Origin of the sequence: Mycobacterium szulgai (assembly GCF_002116635.1) — a bacterium.
Taxonomy (GTDB): Bacteria; Actinomycetota; Actinomycetes; order Mycobacteriales; family Mycobacteriaceae; genus Mycobacterium; species Mycobacterium szulgai.
In genome coordinates this window covers 1-20,099 of sequence record NZ_LQPW01000173.1, presented here as the reverse complement: position 1 = coordinate 20,099, position 20,099 = coordinate 1, and the positions used below count along the sequence as shown (strand labels likewise).

At 65.8% G+C, this 20,099-nt stretch carries 19 protein-coding genes; 15 read left to right on the top strand and 4 right to left on the bottom strand.

Annotated features, from left to right (window positions below; translation table 11 throughout):
• The first annotated feature begins 13 nt into the window (after positions 1-13).
• Together AWC27_RS27560 and AWC27_RS27555 are read left to right on the top strand one after the other, a co-directional pair.
• Positions 14-1,195: an acetyl-CoA C-acetyltransferase gene (locus AWC27_RS27560; RefSeq protein WP_085673810.1), complete on the top strand. Its 1,182-nt coding sequence runs from the start codon at positions 14-16 to the stop codon at positions 1,193-1,195.
• A 122-nt stretch (positions 1,196-1,317) separates the two neighbouring features.
• Positions 1,318-2,235, top strand: coding sequence for a tetratricopeptide repeat protein (locus tag AWC27_RS27555; protein ID WP_085673808.1), 918 nt, complete (start codon positions 1,318-1,320; stop codon positions 2,233-2,235).
• A gap of 9 nt (positions 2,236-2,244) precedes the next feature.
• On the opposite strand, the gene glgB is transcribed toward AWC27_RS27555, so the two are convergent.
• Together glgB and AWC27_RS27545 are read right to left on the bottom strand one after the other, a co-directional pair.
• The gene (glgB, locus tag AWC27_RS27550; RefSeq protein ID WP_085673806.1) at positions 2,245-4,452 is read right to left on the bottom strand and encodes a 1,4-alpha-glucan branching protein GlgB; all 2,208 of its coding nucleotides are present in this window, start codon (positions 4,450-4,452) and stop codon (positions 2,245-2,247) included.
• Between the two features lie 3 nt (positions 4,453-4,455).
• The gene (locus AWC27_RS27545) at positions 4,456-6,543 is read right to left on the bottom strand and encodes an alpha-1,4-glucan--maltose-1-phosphate maltosyltransferase (RefSeq protein ID WP_211281721.1); all 2,088 of its coding nucleotides are present in this window, start codon (positions 6,541-6,543) and stop codon (positions 4,456-4,458) included.
• A 196-nt stretch (positions 6,544-6,739) separates the two neighbouring features.
• Here AWC27_RS27545 and AWC27_RS27540 point away from each other — a divergent pair, with 196 nt between their 5' ends.
• Positions 6,740-9,337, top strand: coding sequence for a glycosyltransferase family 1 protein (locus tag AWC27_RS27540; RefSeq protein ID WP_085673802.1), 2,598 nt, complete (start codon positions 6,740-6,742; stop codon positions 9,335-9,337).
• Here AWC27_RS27540 and AWC27_RS27535 read toward each other — a convergent pair.
• Entirely contained in the window at positions 9,324-11,330 is a 2,007-nt protein-coding gene (locus AWC27_RS27535; RefSeq protein ID WP_085673800.1) for an ATP-dependent DNA helicase, read from the bottom strand. The two genes, AWC27_RS27540 and AWC27_RS27535, sit on opposite strands and share 14 nt — an antisense overlap.
• Before the next feature lie 25 nt (positions 11,331-11,355).
• A complete protein-coding gene (locus tag AWC27_RS27530) occupies positions 11,356-12,732 on the bottom strand; it encodes a nicotinate phosphoribosyltransferase (protein ID WP_085673798.1) in 1,377 nt (458 codons plus the stop codon).
• Between AWC27_RS27530 and clpS the strand changes: the two genes are divergently transcribed.
• The 12 genes from clpS to AWC27_RS27470 all read left to right on the top strand — a co-directional run bounded on the left by clpS (position 12,731) and on the right by AWC27_RS27470 (position 20,017).
• A complete protein-coding gene (gene clpS, locus AWC27_RS27525) occupies positions 12,731-13,039 on the top strand; it encodes an ATP-dependent Clp protease adapter ClpS (RefSeq protein WP_139837259.1) in 309 nt (102 codons plus the stop codon). The two genes, AWC27_RS27530 and clpS, sit on opposite strands and share 2 nt — an antisense overlap.
• A gap of 24 nt (positions 13,040-13,063) precedes the next feature.
• A complete protein-coding gene (gene aosR / locus AWC27_RS27520) occupies positions 13,064-13,654 on the top strand; it encodes an oxidative stress transcriptional regulator AosR (protein ID WP_085673794.1) in 591 nt (196 codons plus the stop codon).
• Between the two features lie 10 nt (positions 13,655-13,664).
• On the top strand, positions 13,665-14,726 hold the full coding sequence (locus tag AWC27_RS27515; RefSeq protein ID WP_085673792.1) for a P1 family peptidase: 1,062 nt from the start codon (positions 13,665-13,667) through the stop codon (positions 14,724-14,726).
• Positions 14,719-15,141: a M67 family metallopeptidase gene (locus tag AWC27_RS27510; RefSeq protein ID WP_139837258.1), complete on the top strand. Its 423-nt coding sequence runs from the start codon at positions 14,719-14,721 to the stop codon at positions 15,139-15,141. Before AWC27_RS27515 ends, AWC27_RS27510 begins: the two co-directional genes overlap by 8 nt.
• Positions 15,142-15,161: 20 nt before the next feature.
• Entirely contained in the window at positions 15,162-15,434 is a 273-nt protein-coding gene (locus tag AWC27_RS27505; protein ID WP_085673790.1) for a MoaD/ThiS family protein, read from the top strand.
• A gap of 10 nt (positions 15,435-15,444) precedes the next feature.
• The gene (locus tag AWC27_RS27500) at positions 15,445-16,407 is read left to right on the top strand and encodes a cysteine synthase (RefSeq protein WP_085673788.1); all 963 of its coding nucleotides are present in this window, start codon (positions 15,445-15,447) and stop codon (positions 16,405-16,407) included.
• Complete coding sequence (locus AWC27_RS27495) at positions 16,398-17,078, top strand: rhomboid family intramembrane serine protease (RefSeq protein WP_085673787.1); 681 nt, start codon at positions 16,398-16,400, stop codon at positions 17,076-17,078. Before AWC27_RS27500 ends, AWC27_RS27495 begins: the two co-directional genes overlap by 10 nt.
• Positions 17,075-17,890, top strand: coding sequence for a glutamate racemase (gene murI / locus AWC27_RS27490; protein WP_085673785.1), 816 nt, complete (start codon positions 17,075-17,077; stop codon positions 17,888-17,890). The genes AWC27_RS27495 and murI overlap by 4 nt, the downstream gene beginning before the upstream one ends.
• 70 nt (positions 17,891-17,960) lie before the next feature.
• A complete protein-coding gene (locus AWC27_RS27485; RefSeq protein WP_085673783.1) occupies positions 17,961-18,734 on the top strand; it encodes a cyclic nucleotide-degrading phosphodiesterase in 774 nt (257 codons plus the stop codon).
• Between the two features lie 82 nt (positions 18,735-18,816).
• Complete coding sequence (locus AWC27_RS27480) at positions 18,817-19,206, top strand: helix-turn-helix transcriptional regulator (protein ID WP_139837267.1); 390 nt, start codon at positions 18,817-18,819, stop codon at positions 19,204-19,206.
• Positions 19,203-19,613 carry a VOC family protein gene (locus tag AWC27_RS27475; protein ID WP_085673915.1) on the top strand — a complete coding sequence of 137 codons (411 nt, stop codon included), beginning with the start codon at positions 19,203-19,205 and terminating at the stop codon, positions 19,611-19,613. The genes AWC27_RS27480 and AWC27_RS27475 overlap by 4 nt, the downstream gene beginning before the upstream one ends.
• On the top strand, positions 19,610-20,017 hold the full coding sequence (locus tag AWC27_RS27470) for a DUF1801 domain-containing protein (protein ID WP_245847553.1): 408 nt from the start codon (positions 19,610-19,612) through the stop codon (positions 20,015-20,017). The genes AWC27_RS27475 and AWC27_RS27470 overlap by 4 nt, the downstream gene beginning before the upstream one ends.
• Positions 20,018-20,099: the final 82 nt, after the last annotated feature.

The window sequence follows — 20,099 nt, the reverse complement described above, 5'->3', positions numbered from 1 at the left end:
TGAGGAGGTAGTCATGACGACATCGGTGATCGTTGCTGGAGCTCGCACGCCGATAGGCAAGCTAATGGGTTCGCTGAAGGATTTCAGCGCCAGCGATCTGGGTGCCGTTGCGATCAAGGGCGCGCTGGAGAAAGCGAATGTCCCGGCGTCGCTGGTCGAGTACGTGATCATGGGCCAGGTGCTGACCGCGGGCGCGGGCCAAATGCCTGCGCGTCAGTCGGCGGTCGCGGCAGGAATCGGCTGGGATGTGCCGGCGCTGACGATCAACAAGATGTGCCTGTCGGGCATCGACGCTATCGCCCTTGCGGACCAGCTCATCCGGGCCGGCGAATTCGATGTGGTGGTGGCCGGCGGTCAGGAATCCATGACCAAGGCGCCCCATCTGCTGATGGACAGCCGGTCGGGCTACAAGTACGGCGACGTCACGGTCTTGGACCACATGGCATACGACGGCCTGCACGACGTGTTCACCGACCAGCCGATGGGCGCGCTGACCGAACAGCGCAACGATGTCGACAAATTCACCCGTCAGGAACAGGACGAATACGCTGCTCAGTCGCACCAGAAGGCGGCCGCGGCGTGGAAGGACGGTGTCTTCACCGACGAGGTGGTGCCAGTGACGATCCCGCAGCGCAAGGGTGATCCGCTGCAGTTCAGCGAGGACGAGGGTATTCGCGCCAACACCACGGCGGACTCGTTGGGCGGGCTCAAGCCGGCGTTTCGCAAGGACGGCACCATCACCGCCGGCTCGGCTTCGCAAATCTCCGACGGGGCGGCCGCAGTAGTGGTGATGCGCAAGGAGAAGGCCCAGGAGTTGGGCCTGTCGTGGCTGGTCGAGATCGGTGCGCACGGCGTGGTTGCGGGGCCGGATTCGACCCTGCAATTGCAGCCGGCCAATGCGATCAAGAAGGCGCTTGACCGTGAGGGCATCTCCGCCGACCAGCTCGATGTGGTGGAGATCAACGAGGCGTTCGCTGCGGTGGCGCTGGCCTCCACCAAGGAGCTCGGAATAAACCCCGACATCGTCAACGCCAACGGCGGTGCGATTGCCGTGGGGCATCCAATCGGCATGTCCGGAGCGCGAATTACGCTGCACGTCGCGCTGGAGTTGGCGCGCCGCGGCTCGGGTTACGGCGTTGCCGCTTTGTGCGGGGCAGGTGGCCAGGGCGACGCGCTGATCCTGCGTGCCGGTTAGGCCCGGCGAAGTTGCTGGGGCGCGGCATGGTGGGCGCTGGTGTGAGATTGGTCATATCTGTCGCGGCACCGGCCTGCCACCGGGTGCATCGCTGACGGAGGCCTCGTGACAAACTTGATGCCGTGACGCGTCCGCGACCCCCGATCGGGCCTGCCATGGCCGGTGCGGTCGACCTTTCCGGCCTCAAGCAGCGAGCGCAGCAGCAGGCTGCGCCGGATGGGGATGCCCGCCGGGCGACGGCGGCCCAGCCGGGTGGGGCGGCCGAGATCACCGAAGCCAATTTCGAAGACGAGGTGATCGTCCGGTCCGACGAAGTGCCGGTCGTGGTGTTGCTGTGGTCGCCGCGCAGCGACGCCTGCGTCGAGCTGCTGGACACGCTGGCCGCCCTAGCTGCCGAGGACAACGGCACGTGGGCACTGGCTTCTGTCAATGTCGACGCCGCACCTAGAGTGGCTCAGATCTTCGGTGTGCAAGCGGTACCGACTGTGGTGGCTCTGGCTGCAGGGCAACCGATCTCGAGCTTTCAGGGTCCACAGCCCGCCGACCAGTTGCGCCGCTGGGTGGACTCCCTCGTTTCTGCGACGGCCGGAAAGCTCAAGGGCCCAATGGATTCCGAGGAAGTGGCCGAAGTCGATCCGATCGTGGCGCAGGCGCGACAAGAGTTGGAGGCCGGCGACTTCGACGCCGCCCGCGAGTCCTATCAGGCGGTGCTCGAAGCGAATCCGGCCAGCGTGGAGGCGAAGGCGGCCATCCGGCAGATCGAATTCCTGGCGCGTGCAACCGCACAGCGGCCCGACGCCGTTGGGGTGGCTGACGCCGCACCGGGCGACGTCGAGGCGGCCTTTGCCGCCGCCGACGTGCAAATCCTCAACCAGGAAGTCAATGCCGCGTTCGAACGACTGATCGCATTGGTGCGCAGGACATCTGGGGACGACCGTAACGCGGTGCGCACCCGGCTGATCGAGCTGTTCGAGCTTTTCGATCCGGCTGACCCCGAGGTCATCGCCGGGCGGCGCAACCTCGCTAACGCCCTTTACTGAGGCGGTCTTTTACTGAGGCGGTTCGGCGGCGGGCTCCAGCCACAGCGCCGAAGTGGGCGGCAGCACCATCACCGCGGAAGCGGGGCGGCCATGCCACGGATCCTCGCTGGCGTCGACACCGCCGAGATTACCTATGCCAGAGCCGTTGTAGACCGTTGCATCGGTGTTGAGGACCTCACGCCAGTGGCCCGCGACTGGCAGGCCGAGTCGGTAGTTGCTGTGTTCGGATCCAGCGTAGTTGAACACACACGCCATCACCGAGCCGTCGCTGCCGTACCGCAGGAAGCTCAAGACATTGTTGGCCGAGTCGTTGGCGTCGATCCAAGAATAGCCATCAGGAGTGGTGTCCTGACTCCACAGCGCGGGATGACTGCGGTAGATGCCGTTGATGTCACGCACCAGTCTCAAAATGCCGTTGGAGAAACCGTTTTCGTCGAGTTGGAACCAGTCCAGGCCGTTCTGCTCGGACCACTCGGCGCGCTGCCCGAATTCCTGGCCCATGAACAGCAGCTGCTTGCCCGGGTGTGCCCACTGGTAGGCCAGCAGGCTGCGTAGCCCGGCCGCCTTGGCGTGGTTGTTACCTGGCATGCGGCTCCACAGCGTTCCCTTGCCGTGCACCACCTCGTCGTGACTGAGCGGCAGCACGTAGTTCTCGCTGAAGGCATAGAGCATCGAGAACGTCATCTCGTGGTGGTGGTAGCTGCGGTAAACCGGGTCGCGGCTGATGTAGTCGAGCGTGTCGTGCATCCAGCCCATATTCCACTTCATCGAAAAGCCAAGGCCGCCAATGTTGGTGGGCCGGGTAACTCCTGGCCATGACGTCGACTCCTCGGCGATGGTGACAATGCCGGGCGCCACGCGGTGCGCCGTTGCGTTCATCTCCTGCAGGAACTGCACTGCCTCCAGGTTCTCCCGGCCGCCGTAGATGTTCGGGGTCCAGCCGCCCTCCGGACGCGAGTAGTCCAGGTAGAGCATCGAGGCCACCGCGTCCACCCGCAGCCCGTCGATGTGGAATTCCTCGAGCCAGTACAACGCGTTGGCTACCAGGAAGTTGCGCACCTCCGGGCGGCCGAAGTCGAATACATAAGTGCCCCAGTCAAGTTGCTCGCCGCGCTTGGGATCGGAATGCTCGTACAGTGGCGTGCCGTCAAAGCGGCCCAGCGCCCACGCATCCTTCGGGAAGTGCGCCGGTACCCAGTCCACAATGACGCCGATACCGGCTCGGTGCAGCGCGTCGACCAACGCCCGGAATTCGTCGGGCGTGCCGAAGCGTGAGGTCGGCGCGTAGTAGGACGTGACCTGATACCCCCACGATCCGGCGAATGGGTGCTCGGCGACCGGTAGCAGTTCGACATGGGTGAACCCATGCTCCACAACGTAATCGGTGAGTTCGGTGGCAAGCTGACGATAGGTCAGACCGGGGCGCCAGGAACCCAGATGGACCTCGTAGGTGCTCATCGGCTCGAACACCGGATTGACCTGCGCCCGCCGCTGCATCCACTTGTGGTCATCCCAGGTGTAGTCGCTCACACTAACCCGCGATGCGGTCTGTGGGGGGACCTCGGTGCCGAATGCGAACGGGTCGGCCCGTTCGCTGACCACGCCGTCGGCGCCATGCACCCGGAACTTGTACAGACCGTCGGCGGGGAACCCGGGCCAGAACAACTCCCACACCCCCGAGGAGCCAAGTACCCGCATTGGGGCGTCGCTTCCGGTCCACCCGTTAAACTCGCCAATCAGGTTGACGCCCTTGGCATTCGGCGCCCACACCGCGAACGAGACGCCGGCTACGATGCCGTCGGCGGTGGTGAATGAACGAGGGTGAGCGCCCAATACTTCCCAGAGTCGTTCGTGGCGTCCCTCGTTGAACAGGTGCAAGTCCATTTCGCCCAGTGTGGGCAGGAAGCGGTAGGCGTCGGCGACCGTGTGCTCGACGCCCTGGTAGCTCACCTTCAACCGGTAGTCGATGAGATCGACGAACGGCAACGCCACGGCGAACAGCCCGGCATCGATGTGCTGCATGGGGAACTGCTCGTCGCCGACGCATGCGACGACACTCACCGCGTGCGGGCGAAAAGCCCGGATCACCGTGTGGTCGCCGTACTCGTGAGCGCCCAGAATGCCGTGCGGATTGTGGTGTGCGCCGGCTACCAGGCGCGCGAGCTCGGCCGGGTCAGGCGCCAGGTGCGTCCCGGCGAGTTGGTCGGTTCGGCTCATGGGTCACCTCCTGCGCAGCAGCGCGGTTCGGGCCTCGTACGGAATTAGCGGCATGTTGATGATGTGCGCCACCGCGCGCCCGGGGTCGATACGAATGTAATTGGCCTGACCCCACTGGTATTCCTCGCCGGTGATCTCATCGCGAACCCAAAATCGTTCATAGGAATCCATACCCAAAGCGGCCATGTCTAACCACAGCGTCGCTTCCTCGGGGCCGAATGCATTGAGTGTCACCACGACCAAGATGCAGTCACCGGTGGCCGGATCGAACTTGCTGTAGGCCATCAACGCATCGTTGTCGATGGTGTGGAAATGAATGGTGCGCAACTGCTGCAAGGCGGGGTGTAGCCGGCGAATTGCGTTGAGCCGGGCGATGAACGGCTCCAATGATCTGCCTTCGGATACCGCCGCGGCGAAGTCGCGCGGACGCAGTTCGTATTTTTCCGAGTCCAGGTATTCCTCACTGCCTTCGCGCACCGCGCGGTGCTCGAACAGCTCGTAGCCGGAATACACTCCCCAGGCCGGGCCCATGGTCGCCGCCAGCACCGCCCGGATGGCAAACATCCCCGGACCGTTGTGCTGCAGGATGGCGTGCAGGATGTCGGGAGTGTTGACGAACAGATTGGGACGGCGGAAGTCGGCGAGTTCGGCTATGTCGTTGCCGAATTCGGTGAGCTCCCACTTGGCCGTGCGCCAGGTGAAGTAGCTGTATGACTGTGTGAAGCCGAGTTTGGCCAGTCCGTACTGCCGGGCGGGTGGGGTGAAGGCCTCGGATAAGAACAGCACGTCGGGGTCGACCGACTTCACCTGATCGATCAGCCAGGCCCAGAAGTTCGGCGGCTTGGTGTGCGGGTTGTCGACTCGAAAGAACTTAACCCCGTGGTCGACCCAGTGGCGCACCACGCGCAACACTTCGTCGTAAAGCCCCGCCGGGTCATTGTCGAAGTTGAGCGGGTAGATGTCCTGATACTTCTTCGGCGGGTTCTCTGCGTAAGCGATGGTGCCGTCGGGCAATTCGGTGAACCACTGGCGATGCTCGCGCGCCCACGGATGATCCGGCGCGCACTGCAGCGCTAGATCCAGGGACACTTCCATGCCGAGCTCACGCGCCGCGGCGACGAAGTCATCGAAGTCGTCGATGGTGCCCAGGCTCGGATGGACCGCGTCGTGACCGCCCTCGTCACTGCCGATCGCCCACGGCGATCCGACGTCGCCGGGAGCGGCGGTGGGATTGTTGTTGCGCCCCTTGCGGTGCACCTTTCCGATCGGATGGATGGGTGGCAGGTACACCACGTCGAATCCCATTTCGGCGATGCGGGGCAGTGCGGTGATAGCGGTGGCGAAGGTCCCGTGCACGGGATTGCCGTCGGCGTCCCAGCCGCCGGTGGAGCGCGGGAAGAATTCGTACCACGAGCCGAAACGAGCCAACGGCCGGTCCACCCACACCCCGAACTGCTCGCCCCGGGTGACCAGATCGCGCAACGGAAACTCGGTCAGGAGTTCGTCGATCTCCGGCGAGAGCGCCAGTGCGGTGCGGGTCAACGGATCGCCGGGAGTGCGCAAGGCCGTCGCGGCTTCCAGCAGCGGGTGGCGTTGCTGACGCGGCACACCGGCGGCGGCCCGCTCGAACAGCGCGGCGCCAACCAGCAGGTCGTTGGACAGTTCGGTCTCGCCCTGCCCGGCGTCCAGCTTGGCGGCCAGCCCGTGACGCCAAGAGTGGATCGGGTCACCCCAGCCGTCGACCCGGAAGCTCCACAATCCGACCCGGTCGGGCGTGAAGAAGCCATGGAACACGTAGGGTTCCTCGCCCAGCGTCATCGGCAGCAGCAGCGGCTTGACGCGTTGGTGGTCGTCGACCCTGGCAACCGCGCTGGCCTCGGGGGCCTGCACGGCCTTGAGCCGGCGCACGTCGCCGACGTGCGGGTAGTCCGTCCCGAGGTAACGCACGACCAGGGTCGCTGCCACCGCCTCGTGGCCTTCGCGCCATACCGCGGCGCTGACCGGGACTACCTCGCCGACCACCGCCTTGGCGGGGTACGCACCGCATGACACGACGGGCTGGACGTTATCGATCTCGACACGACCGGGCACACACCACTCCGTTTCTGGTTTCTGGGTATCACCCCGGGCCGCTACAGCGGTCGTGTTCAGGGTGTCCTTCGTGTGTCGTTGTCTGCTCGTCTCTTTGCGCCCCATACCCACCCTAGTGGCCTGCCACACCGACGGCACCAAAGCTGTCACCCGACAACCCCTGCGCGCGGCCGAAACCTAAGTAAGCTAAGGCTGCGTGAAAGCCCTCCGCCGGTTTACTGTCCGTGCACACCTACCCGACCGTCTTGCCGCGCTGAACCAGCTATCTACCAACCTGCGCTGGTCATGGGAAAAGCCCACGCAGGACCTGTTCGCGTCCATCGACCCAAGCCTTTGGTCGCAATGCGGCAACGATCCCGTGGCGCTGCTGGGTGCGGTAAAGCCCGCGCGCCTCGACGAGTTGGCGCTAGACGAGGAGTTCCTGCGCCGGCTCGACGAGCTGGCGGCCGACTTGGACGACTATCTGAACCGTCCGCTGTGGTACCAGCAGCAGGAACAAGCCGGTGTCGCGATGCCGACCGGTATTGCGTATTTCTCGATGGAATTCGGGGTCGCCGAGGTATTGCCCAATTACTCGGGTGGTTTGGGCATTCTGGCCGGCGACCATCTGAAGGCCGCGTCCGATCTCGGGGTGCCCCTGATCGCGGTGGGCCTGTACTACCGGTCCGGATACTTCCGTCAATCGCTGACGGCCGACGGCTGGCAGCACGAGACATATCCCTCGCTGGACCCGCAAGGGCTGCCGTTGCGGCTGCTCACCATGGCCACCGGGGACCCGGTGCTGGTCGATCTGGCGCTGCCGGATTCCGCTCAGCTGCGAGCGCGGGTCTGGGTCGCGCAGGTGGGCCGGGTGCCGTTGCTGCTGCTGGACTCCGATGTTCCGGAGAACGAGCATGAATTGCGCAGCGTCACCGATCGCTTGTATGGCGGCGATCAGGAACACCGCATCAAACAGGAGATCCTGGCCGGGATCGGGGGAGTGCGGGCGATCCGCGCCTACACCGCCGTCCAGGGGTTGCCCGCTCCCGAGGTGTTCCACATGAACGAGGGGCACGCCGGGTTTTTGGGAGCCGAGCGCATCCGTGAGCTGATCACCGAATCGGGATTGGATTTCGATACCGCGCTGACGGTGGTGCGGTCGAGCACGGTGTTCACTACGCACACGCCGGTGCCCGCCGGTATCGACCGGTTCCCGGTGGAGATGGTGCAGCGCTATTTCGACGACAACGGCGGCGAACGCGCGTCCACGCTGTTGCCGGGTGTGCCGACCGAACGGGTCATGGCTCTGGGCGTCGAGGACGATCCGACGAAGTTCAACATGGCCCACATGGGCCTGCGGCTGGCGCAACGGGCCAATGGCGTCTCGCTGCTGCACGGCCGGGTGAGCCGGGCGATGTTCAACGAGCTGTGGCCGGGATTCGACCCCGAGGAGGTGCCGATCGGGTCGATCACCAACGGCGTGCACGCGCGGACCTGGGCGGCGCCACAGTGGTTGCAGCTCGGTCGTGAATTGGCCGGAGAGGACTCGTTCAGCGAGCCCGCGGTGTGGCTGCGGCTACAGCAGGTCGATTCCGGGCATTTGTGGTGGATCCGCTCACAATTGCGCGAGCTGCTCGTCGAGGACGTCCGCAAGCGGCTCCGTCAATCATGGCTGGAGCGCGGTGCATCAGATGCCGAATTAGGCTGGATCGCAACAGCATTCGATCCTAACGTGCTCACCGTCGGGTTCGCGCGACGGGTTCCCACTTACAAGCGGCTGACCCTGATGCTGCGTGACCCCGATCGGCTCGAACAGCTGCTACTGGACTCCGAACGGCCCGTCCAGCTGATCGTTGCCGGCAAGTCGCACCCGGCCGACGACGGCGGCAAGGCGCTGATTCAGCAGGTGGTGCGGTTCGCCGACCGGCCAGAGGTGCGCCATCGCATCGCGTTCCTGCCCAACTACGACATGTCGATGGCGCGGCTGCTGTACTGGGGTTGCGACGTTTGGCTGAACAATCCGCTGCGGCCGCTGGAGGCCTGCGGCACTTCGGGAATGAAGAGCGCGCTCAACGGCGGGCTGAACCTCTCCATCCGCGACGGCTGGTGGGACGAGTGGTACGACGGCGAAAACGGTTGGGAGATACCGTCTGCCGACGGGATCGTCGATGAGACGCGTCGCGACGACTTGGAGTCCACCGCGCTCTACAACCTGCTGGAGCAGGCGGTGGCGCCGAAATTTTACGAACGCGACGAGCACGGGGTACCGCCGCGGTGGATCGAGATGGTGCGGCATACCTTGCAGACGTTGGGCCCGAAGGTGCTGGCCTCCCGGATGGTGCGCGACTACGTCGAGCACTACTACACACCGGCCGCACAGTCGCTGCGCAAGACTGTGGAAATACCGCCTGAAGGAAGCGAATTCGACGTGGCGCGGGAACTGGCCGGGTACCGCAAGCGGGTGGAAGAAGCGTGGCCGAAGATCGACATCACCGATGTCGACAGCACCGGCCTGCCCGATACTCCGCTGTTGGGGTCCAAGCTGACGCTGACGGCCACCGTTGCGCTGGCCGGGCTATCGCCGGACGAAGTGATAGTGGAGGCGGTGCTGGGCCGGGTCGATGCCAGCGATGTGCTGCTGGATCCGGTCACCGTCGAAATGTCGTACGCCGGCACCGCCGAAGGCGGCAGTCAGGTCTTCTCGACGACTACGCCGCTGCCGTTAGCGGGCGCGCTCGGCTACACCGTGCGGGTACTTCCTCGCCATCCCATGCTGGCCGCCAGCAACGAACTCGGCCTGGTCACACTGGCTTAGCGTCCGCCCCGGTAGACAGTCGCTGCAGCGCCGCACGGACTTTCGCGGCATCGGTGGTCTGCCAGAAGGGCGGTAGCGAGGCACGCAGGTAACCGCCGTAGCGAGCGGTCGCCATCCGCGAATCCAGCACGGCGACCACTCCGCGGTCGGTGACACGGCGCAGCAGCCGTCCGGATCCCTGGGCCAGCAGCAGAGCGGCATGGGCGGCCGCTACGTCCATGAACCCGTTGCCGCCGCGTGCCGCGACCGCACGCTGGCGGGCGCTGAGCAGGGGGTCGTCCGGTCGGGGGAACGGGATGCGGTCGATCAGGACCAGCGATAGCGACGGGCCCGGCACGTCGACGCCTTGCCACAGCGACAGCGTGCCGAACAGCGAAGTCTCGGCGTCGTCGCTGAACTGTTCGACCAGAGCCGAGGTGCTGTCGTCGCCCTGACACAACACCGGTGTAGAGAGCCGCTCGCGCATGGCCTCGGCGGCCGCCCGGGCAGCTCGCATCGACGAAAACAGGCCAAGGGTGCGTCCACCGGCCGCGGTGATCAGTTCGGCGATCTCAGCCAGCTGCTCGGCCGACCCGCTTCCGTCGCGTCCCGGTGGTGGCAGATGTGCTGCGACATAGAGGATTCCGGACTTGGCATGGTGAAACGGCGATCCGACGTCAAGCCCGCGCCAGGGCGTTTCTCCGGTCAGGCCCCATGCCGCGGCCATGGCTTCGAACGAGCCGCCGACGGTCAGCGTCGCCGACGTCAACACCGTGGTCGAACGGGAGAACACCTCCTTGGCCAGCAGCCCGGCCACCGACAGCGGAGCCACCCGCAGTACGGCCCGTGGTGAACCGCGGTTTTCCTCGTGGTCGAGCCAAACCACGTCGGTGCGATCGGGGATAGCGGGGGTGAACGATTCCAAAATCCGTGCAGCGGTATCGGAGATCTCGGTCAGTGCCGCGGCGGCCTCGGCACGGGCTGCGGCCGCCTTCGCGTCGCTGGTGCTGTCGATCGCCGAGCGCGCCGCACTCGCTGCGTCGCGCAGCGCGGCCAGATACGTCGCCAGCTCCGGGTCCAGATAGTCGATACGGCCGGCTGTCGCGTCGTGGATTGCCGAGGAGAAGGTGGCCGACGCTGCCTCGAGCCGCTCGGTGAGTTCGTGGTCCACCAATCGCACAATGCGCCGCGCGGCAACACCAAGGGCGGCCGACGTCAATTCCGCCGTAGCCACCGACGTCACCCGGTCGGTCAACTCGTGCGCTTCGTCGACGACCAGCAGCGTGTGTTCGGGCAGCACGGCCGAGTCGGCGACGGCGTCGATGGCCAGCAATGCGTGGTTGGTGACGACAACGTCGGCGCGGGCGGCAGCCCCGCGCGCCCGTTCGGAGAAGCATTCAGAGCCGAAGGAACACCGGGCCACGCCGATGCATTCTCGCGCCGAAACGCTCACCTGGGACCAGGACCGGTCCGGTACGCCGGGCTTGAGGTCGTCGCGGTCCCCGGTGCCGGTTGTCGATGCCCACTCGGTGAGGCGCTGTACGTCGCGGCCCAGCGCGGTGGCCGCCATCGGGTTGAAGAGTTCCTCCTGGGGCCGCTCGTCGGCGTCCTCGGAGTCGCCGCTGCCTGCACCGCCACCGTGAATCTTGTTGAGGCACAGATAATTCCGCCGGCCCTTGAGTAGTGCGAACTGCGGTGGGTGGGGCAGCGCGTCGGCAAGCGCGTCGGCCAGGCGGGGCAGATCCCGATCGACAAGTTGGCGCTGCAAAGCGATTGTCGCCGTCGATACCACGACCGGTCCCTCGGCACCGATCGCCCGGACGATCGCTGGAACCAGGTACGCCAGCGACTTGCCGGTCCCGGTACCGGCCTGCACCACAAGGTGCTCACCGGTTTCGAAGGCGTTGGCCACCGCGGTGGCCATCTGCACCTGGCCGGGGCGTTCGCTGCCACCGAGCGCGGCCACCGCAATGGTCAGCAGCTCGGGGACGGAGTCAGACACCTCGGACGTGATTACTTCCTCATGCTCATGCTCATGCTCAGGCCGGGATGGTCTGGGTGGGAATGGCCGGCTCGCCGGGGGCCAATTTCAGGCCCTCCCAGGGCAGGCTACGCAATCCGGAGGCCACCAGCTGCCGGGCCGCGCCCAGGTCGGTATCGCCTACTACCTGGCCGCTACGGACCAGCGGCGCCGTCAACACGCGGCACGGCTCGTCGACGGCCGGCGGGCGGCCCGCGGGATGCACGATCTCCTCGATGACGGTGCCCGTCTCCCGGGCAAGCCGCAGCGCCTCCTTGCGGCCACCGCGGGATTCCTTGTGGCTGCTGCGCTTTTGCACCGGGATACCGTCCACTTCGACCAATTTGTAGACCATGTTGGCCGTCGGCGCACCCGATCCGGTGACCAAGGAGGTGCCCACGCCGTAGCTGTCCACGGGTTCGGCGCGCAGCGCGGCGATGCTGAATTCGTCGAGATCCCCGGACACCACGATGCGGGTCTGCGTGGCGCCCAGCTGGTCGAGCTGTTCACGCGCCTGGCGGGCCAGCACCCCGAGTTCCCCGGAGTCGATGCGGACCGCGCCGAGCGCTGCGCCGGCCGCCGCCACGGCGTTGGCCACGCCGGTCGTGACGTCATAGGTGTCTACCAGCAGCGTGGTGTCCGGGCCCAGCGCATCGACTTGGCCGCGGAACGCGGCCAGTTCGGCCGCCGCTGTGGACCCGCCGGCCTGGATGTGCACCATGGTGAATGCGTGCGCTGATGTGCCATGGGCGGGTACGCCGTATCGTCGCTGCGCTTCCAGATTCGACGACGCGGTGAAGCCAGCGATATAGGCCGCCCGGGCCGCCGCGACAGCGGCGTGTTCGTGGGTCCGCCGCGAACCCATCTCGACCAGCGACCGATCGCCCGCGGCGCTGACCATGCGCGCGGCGGCGGACGCGATCGCGGTGTCGTGGTTGAAGATCGACAGCACCAGCGTTTCGAGCACCACGCACTCAGCGAAGCTGCCGTGCACGGACAGCACCGGAGAACCCGGGAAGTACAGCTCGCCCTCGGCGTAGCCGTCCATATCGCCACTGAACCGGAAGTCGCGCAGATAGCCGACGGTATCGGGATCGAGGAACTGCGCCGCCAGCGCACACGCCTCGTTGTCAAACCTGAACTGCGGCAAGGCCTCCAACAGCCGGCCAGTCCCGGCGACCACCCCGTAGCGGCGGCCCGGTGGAAGCTGGCGGGCGAACAGTTCGAAGGTGGTCGCTCGCTCGGCAGTGCCGTCGCGCAGGGCCGCGGCCAGCATCGTCAACTCGTACTTGTCGGTCAGCAGGCCAGCCGAGGTCCAGTCATTCACCGGGCAACGGTATCCGGTTGCCGAAGTGGGCTCGGTATCCACGCCTGGGGCTCGGTATCCTATGGCCATGGTTGTTGCGGCGTCAGCGCCTGCCAAGCCGGGCTCTACCGGCCAGCGCGAGTCTGCGCCCGTCGACGTGACGGCCACCCCATGGGTCACGATCGTGTGGGACGACCCGGTCAATCTGATGACCTACGTGACCTATGTATTCCAGAAGCTGTTCGGCTACAGCGAGCCGCATGCCACCAAGCTGATGCTTCAGGTGCACAACGAAGGTAAGGCAGTGGTGTCAGCGGGCAGCAGGGAATCCATGGAAGTCGACGTGTCCAAACTGCACGCCGCCGGTTTGTGGGCGACGATGCAGCAGGACCGGTGAGATTCGAGGGTATCCGGATCCACCGTGCGCAAATGGAAGCGCGTTGAGACCCGCAACGGTCCCCGTTTTCGGTCTTCGTTGGCCGCACACGAGGCGGCCCTGCTCAAGAACCTGGTAGGCGCCATGATCGGGTTGCTCGACGAGCGCCAATCCTCCTCTCCCTCAGACGAACTCGAGGAGATCACCGGGATACGGACCGGACATGCGCAACGCCCGGGCGACCCCACGTTGAGTCGACTACTGCCGGATTTCCATAAACCCGAGGACGACGACAACCCGTTGGCCCTCGATAGCGCCGAAAGCCTCAACGCCGCCCTGCGCAGCCTGCACGAGCCGGAGATCATCGAGGCCAAACGTGGTGCCGCACAGCTGTTATTGGATACGGTGCCGCCTAACGGCGGGCGGTTCGAGCTGACCGAAGAAGCCGCCAACGCCTGGATCGCGGCGGTCAACGACCTTCGGCTGACGCTGGGGGTCATGCTCGAGATCGGGCCGCAGGGACCGGAGCGGTTGCCCGCTGACCACCCGCTGGCCGCGCATTTCGACGTGTACCAGTGGCTGACCGTGTTGCAGGAGTATCTGGTCTTGGTGTTGATGGGGTCTCGGTCATCCTGATGGCGGCGAGATGAACTGCATCACCGATGTCGGCGGCATCCGAGTCGGCCACTATCAGCGGCTGGCCCCCGATGCGTCCCTCGGCTCCGGCTGGGCCAGCGGGGTGACGGTGGTGCTGACGCCGCCCGGGACGGTTGGTGCGGTCGACTGCCGCGGCGGCGCGCCGGCAACTCGGGAGACCGATCTGCTGGATCCGGTCAACAGCGTGCGGTACGTCGACGCGGTACTGCTCGCGGGTGGCAGCGCCTACGGTCTGGCCGCTGCCGACGGCGTCATGCGCTGGCTGGAAGAACAGCAGCGCGGGGTGGCGATGGGCGCCGGTGTGGTGCCGATCGTGCCTGCGGCGGCCATCTTCGACCTGCCGGTCGGCGGCTGGGATTGCCGGCCGACGGGCGAGTTCGGCTATGCGGCGTGTGTGGCCGCGCAAAGCGCCGCCGGTCGTGTCACCGACGTCGCCGTCGGAACCGTCGGCGCCGGAGTGGGAGCCCGGGCCGGTGCGCTCAAGGGAGGTGTCGGAACCGCATCGACGACGTTGCCTTCCGGCGTCACCGTCGGCGCGGTGGTGGTGGTGAACGCCGTCGGCGACGTCGTCGACCCAGCCACCGGCCTGCCTTGGATGGCGGAACTGATCGAAACGTTCGGATTGACCGTCCCGCCGCCCGAGCAGATAAGCGCGCTGGCACAGCTGCCGTCCACGTTGCGGCCGCTCAACACCACGATTGCGGTGGTTGCCACCGATGCCGCGCTGAGTCCCGCGGGGTGTCGACGGGTTGCTATCGCAGCGCAGGACGGGTTGGCGCGCACGATCCGGCCCGCGCACACGCCGCTGGACGGGGATACCGTGTTCGCGTTGGCGACCGGCGCGGTCGAGGTGCCCCCGGCGGTCGGTACGCCGGCTGCGCTTTCTCCGGAGACGGAGTTGGTCACCGCGGTCGGTGCGGCGGCGGCCGATTGCCTGGCCCGCGCCGTCCTGGGTGGAGTGATCGCGGCCGAGTCGGTAGCCGGAATACCGACGTACCGCGACATGTTGCCCGGAGCATTCTTGTCCACGACCACAGAGGGCGATGGTTGAGGTGCTGGTGATCCGTGCCGATCTGGTGGATGCCATGGTCGCCCACGCGCGCCGAGACCATCCCGACGAGGCCTGCGGTGTGTTGGCCGGCCCGGAGGGTTCCGACCGTCCCCAGCGGCACATCCCGATGGCCAACGCCGAGCGCTCGCCCACCTTCTATCGCTTCGACTCACACGAGCAGCTCAAAGTGTGGCGTGCGCTGGAAGAGGCGGGCGAGGTAGCGATCGTCATCTATCACTCACACACCGCGACCGAGGCCTACCCGAGTCGTACGGACGTAAAGTTGGCCGCTGAACCGGACGCGCACTACGTGCTGGTGTCCACCCGCGACCCAGACCAGCACGAGCTGCGCAGCTACCGCATCGTCGACGGCGTTGTCACCGAGGAACCGGTTGAGATCGCCGAGCAATACTGACCAGACCGAGAAAGGCCGTCATGAGCGTCACAGTCTCAATTCCGACCATCCTGCGTCCCCACACCGGCGGCGAGAAGCGTGTCTCGGCGAACGGCGACACGCTGGGCGCCGTCATCAGCGATCTGGAGGCCAACTACTCAGGAATCTCCGAGCGCCTGATCGATAACGGCAAGCTGCACCGCTTCGTCAACGTCTACGTCAACGATGAGGACGTACGGTTCTCCGGCGGGCTGGACACCGCAATAGCCGACGGCGACTCGGTCACTATCCTGCCCGCCGTGGCGGGCGGATAAGCGGGAGCGCATGACGCGATACGACTCCCTGTTGCAGGCCCTGGGCAACACGCCGCTGGTCGGTCTGCAGCGGTTGTCGCCGCAGTGGGATGGTGAGCCGCATGTGCGGCTGTGGGCCAAACTCGAGGATCGCAATCCGACCGGGTCGATCAAAGACCGACCCGCGTTGCGGATGATCGAACAGGCTGAGCGGGACGGCCAGCTGGCTCCGGGCGCCACGATTCTGGAGCCCACTAGCGGAAACACCGGTATCTCGCTGGCCCTGGCGGCGCGGCTGAAGGGCTACCGGCTGATCTGCGTAATGCCGGAGAACACGTCGGTGGAACGGCGTCAGCTCTTGGAACTCTACGGCGCCCAAATCATCTTCTCCCCGGCCGAGGGCGGGTCGAACACCGCGGTGTCCACGGCCAAGGAACTCGCCGCGCAGAACCCGTCGTGGGTGATGTTGTACCAATACGGCAATCCGGCCAATACCGAATCGCATTACTGCGGGACCGGACCCGAGCTGTTTGCCGACTTGCCCGAGATCACCCACTTCGTCGCGGGCTTGGGCACTACCGGCACGCTGATGGGTACCGGGCGGTTTCTGCGTGAGCGGGTCCCCGATGTGACTATCGTGGCGGCCGAACCGCGCTACGGCGAAGGGGTTTACGCGCTGCGCAACATCGATGAGGGATTCGTCCCGGAGTTATACGACGAAGAGGTTTTGAGCACGCGGTATTCGGTCGGCGCCGCCGACGCCGTGCGTCGCACCCGCGAGCTGGTGGATGCCGAGGGAATTTTCGCGGGCATCTCCACCGGTGCGGTGCTGCACGCGGCGCTCGCGGTCGGGGCCGCCGCCGCCAAAGTCGGTGAGCGCGCCGACATTGCCTTCGTGGTCGCCGACGCCGGATGGAAGTATCTGTCCACCGGTGCCTACGCCGGTAGCCTGGATGATGCCGAAAACGCGCTAGAAGGGCAGCTATGGGCATAACGGGACACCCGAACACACCGGTGACGCGGCCGGAGAAGCGGCCACGCTGGATGGTCGGCGGGGCCACGATCCTCACGTTCGTCGTGCTGCTGTGGGTCATCGAGCTGTGGGACAGCCTGACCAATCATCGCCTCGACCACAACGGCATCCGACCGCTGGAGGCCGACGGGCTGTGGGGCATCCTCCTCGCGCCGCTGCTCCACGCGAACTGGGATCACCTGATCGCCAACACCGTCCCGGCGCTGGTGCTCGGTTTCCTGATGACGCTCGCGGGCTTGTCGCGGTTCGTTTTCGCCACGGCCATCGTCTGGATTCTCGGTGGCTTCGGCACGTGGCTGATCGGCAATGTCGGGATGCACTGCCCGTACGTCGGCGTGCACTGCGAGAGCAATCACATCGGCGCGTCGGGCCTTATCTTCGGCTGGCTGGCGTTCCTGATCGTGTTCGGGTTCTTCACCCGCAAGGTGTGGGAGATCGTCGTCGGCATCGTCGTGTTGTTCATCTATGGCGGCGTCCTGCTCGGCGTGCTGCCCGGCACCCCGGGAGTGTCGTGGCAGGGCCACCTGTGCGGGGCAATCGCGGGTGTGGTCGCGGCGTATCTGCTGTCCGGCCCGGAGCGCAAGGCTCGCGAACGGAAGAAGGCCCTCCGTTCGTCGCACGTCAAGACATGAACTCGCCGTTGGCACCCGTCGGAGTATTCGACTCCGGCGTCGGCGGACTGACGGTTGCCCGCGCGATCATCGACCAACTGCCGGACGAGGACATCATCTACGTCGGCGACACCGGCAACGGACCGTATGGACCGCTGCCCATCCCCGAGATTCGGGCGCACGCGCTGGCCATCGGTGACGACTTGGTGGACCGCGGCGTCAAGGTGCTTGTGATCGCCTGCAATTCGGCGTCGGCGGCGTGCCTGCGTGATGCACGTGAACGCTACGACGTTCCCGTCGTCGAAGTGATCCTGCCGGCGGTACGGCGAGCGGTCGCGGCGACCCGCAATGGCCGCATCGGGGTTATCGGCACCCAGGCCACCATCGCCTCGCACGCTTATCAGGACGCATTCACCGCTGCCCGCGACACCGAGATCACCGCGGTGGCGTGTCCACGGTTCGTCGACTTCGTCGAGCGCGGCGTCACCAGTGGACGTCAGGTGCTGGGCCTGGCCGAGGGTTATCTGGAGCCGCTGCAGCGCGCCGAGGTCGACACACTGGTTCTCGGATGCACGCACTATCCGCTGCTGTCGGGACTGATTCAGCTGGTGATGGGCGAGGACGTCACGCTGGTCTCCAGCGCCGAAGAGACCGCTAAACAAGTGGTCCGGGTACTCACCGAAGCCGACCTACTGCGTTCGCATGATGCGCCGCCGGCGACGCGGGTGTTCGAAGCCACGGGAGATCCCGAAGCCTTCACAAGACTGGCGGCACGCTTCCTGGGGCCCGCTGTTACCAACGTTGAACCTGTGCGTCACACCCACGTCTTATAGGTATGGGAATGATTCTGGTCACCCAATGCGGCGATGTTTTTACCATCGTGGTATCGGGCATGGCACAGTAGTGTCCGTGCGAATAACCGTACTCGGCTGCTCGGGCAGTGTGGTGGGTCCGGATTCGCCTGCGTCCGGCTACTTGCTCCGCGCTCCGGACACGCCGCCGATCGTGATCGACTTCGGCGGGGGAGTGCTCGGCGCGCTGCAACGGCACACTGATCCGGGTTCGGTGCACGTGCTGTTGTCTCATCTGCATGCCGACCATTGCCTGGATATGCCGGGACTATTTGTGTGGCGTCGCTATCACCCATCGCGCCCGGACGGCAAGGTGTTGTTGTACGGGCCGAGCGACACCTGGTCGCGGTTGGGGGCGGCGTCCTCGCCGTACGGCGGCGAGATCGACGACTGCTCCGACATCTTCGACATCCACCACTGGGTCGACGGTGAGCCGGTGACGGTGGGTGCGCTCACCGTGATGCCCAGGGTGGTTGCGCACCCGACCGAGTCGTACGGCATGCGGTTCACCGATCCCAGCGGTGCCTGCCTGGTGTACAGCGGCGACACCGGAGCTTGCGATCAACTCGTTGAGCTGGCCCGTGGCGCTGACGTTTTTCTCTGCGAGGCCTCATGGACGCATTCGCCGAAGAATCCGCCCGATCTGCATCTGTCCGGCACGGAGGCTGGGCGGGCCGCGGCGCAGGCCGGCGTCCGCGAATTGCTGCTGACTCATATCCCGCCGTGGACCTCTCGTGAGGATGTGATCACCGAGGCCAAGGCCGAATTCGACGGCCCCGTACACGCAGTGGTGTGCGGCGAGACGTTCGAAGTCAAGCGGGCCTGATCAGCCTCGTAGCCACGTGAGCACACCCGCGGACGCCCAGCATCTGCGTGACCTCAAGCTGTTGCGGCGGGTGCGTGACCGGATGGACCGGGAGTACGCCAAGCCGCTAAACGTCGAGGCGCTGGCCCGCGGGGTGAACATGTCGGCCGGGCACCTCAGTCGCCAGTTCAAGATCGCCTATGGGGAATCGCCGTATTCGTATCTGATGACGCGACGCATCGAGCGTGCGATGGCACTGTTGCGCCGTGGCGATCTCTCGGTAACCGACGTGTGCTTCGCGGTCGGCTGCTCGTCCCTGGGCACCTTCAGCACCCGATTCACCGAGCTCGTTGGCATGCCTCCCAGCACCTATCGGGAACAGACGGCGCACGTCACCGAGGGCATACCGTCCTGTGTGGAAAAGCAGGTGACCAGACCGATCAGGAATCGAGAAGCGCCCTGCACCGGGCTCCACCTAGCGTGGGAGTCATGAACATCACCATTCACTCGAGCTTCCTTCCGCACGAGGACCCCGAAGAATCCCTGGCGTTCTATCGCGACACCCTGGGCTTCGAGGTGCGGCTCGACGTCGGCAAGGACAGGATGCGCTGGGTTACCGTTGGCCCTCCGGACCAGCCCGACACTTCCATCGTCTTGTACCCGCCCACGGCCACTCCCGGCCTCACCGACGAGGAGCGCCGCGTCATCACCGAGATGATGGCGAAGGGCACCTACGGCACGCTGCTGCTGGCCACCAAAGACCTCGACGGCACCTTCGAGCGGTTGCAGGCCGGCGATACCGAGGTGGTCCAGGAGCCGACGGAGCAGCCGTATGGGGTTCGTGACTGCGCCCTGCGTGATCCCGCCGGCAACATGGTCCGCATCCAGGAGGTGCCGTGAGCCACGCTAGCGCTGGCGAGAAGATCGATGCCCGAATCAAAGAACTGTCCGATTGGCGGGGCGACATGCTCGCCCGGATCCGCACCCTCATCAAGCAGGTCGACTGCGATGTGGTCGAAGAGTGGAAGTGGCGCGGGGTTCCGGTCTGGTCGCACGGCGGAATGATCTGCACCGGCGAGACCTACCAAAACCACGTCAAGGTGACCTTCGCCAAAGGCGCCTCGTTGGACGACCCGGCCGGGCTGTTCAATTCGAGCCTCGAGGGCAATACCAGGCGTGCCATCGACATCCACGAGGACGACACGCTCGATGACGAAGCGTTCAAAGGACTCATCAACGAGGCCATCGAGTTGAACGCTCAGCGCCGGACCTCGACTCGTTCGGCCGGCCATAGTGCCGTCTGAAAGTTGATATGAGTCCGCTGAATAAATCGGCGTGGCGGTCGGGTGTGGTCGTGTGTTGTCGTTGATGATTCTGGTGTGCAGG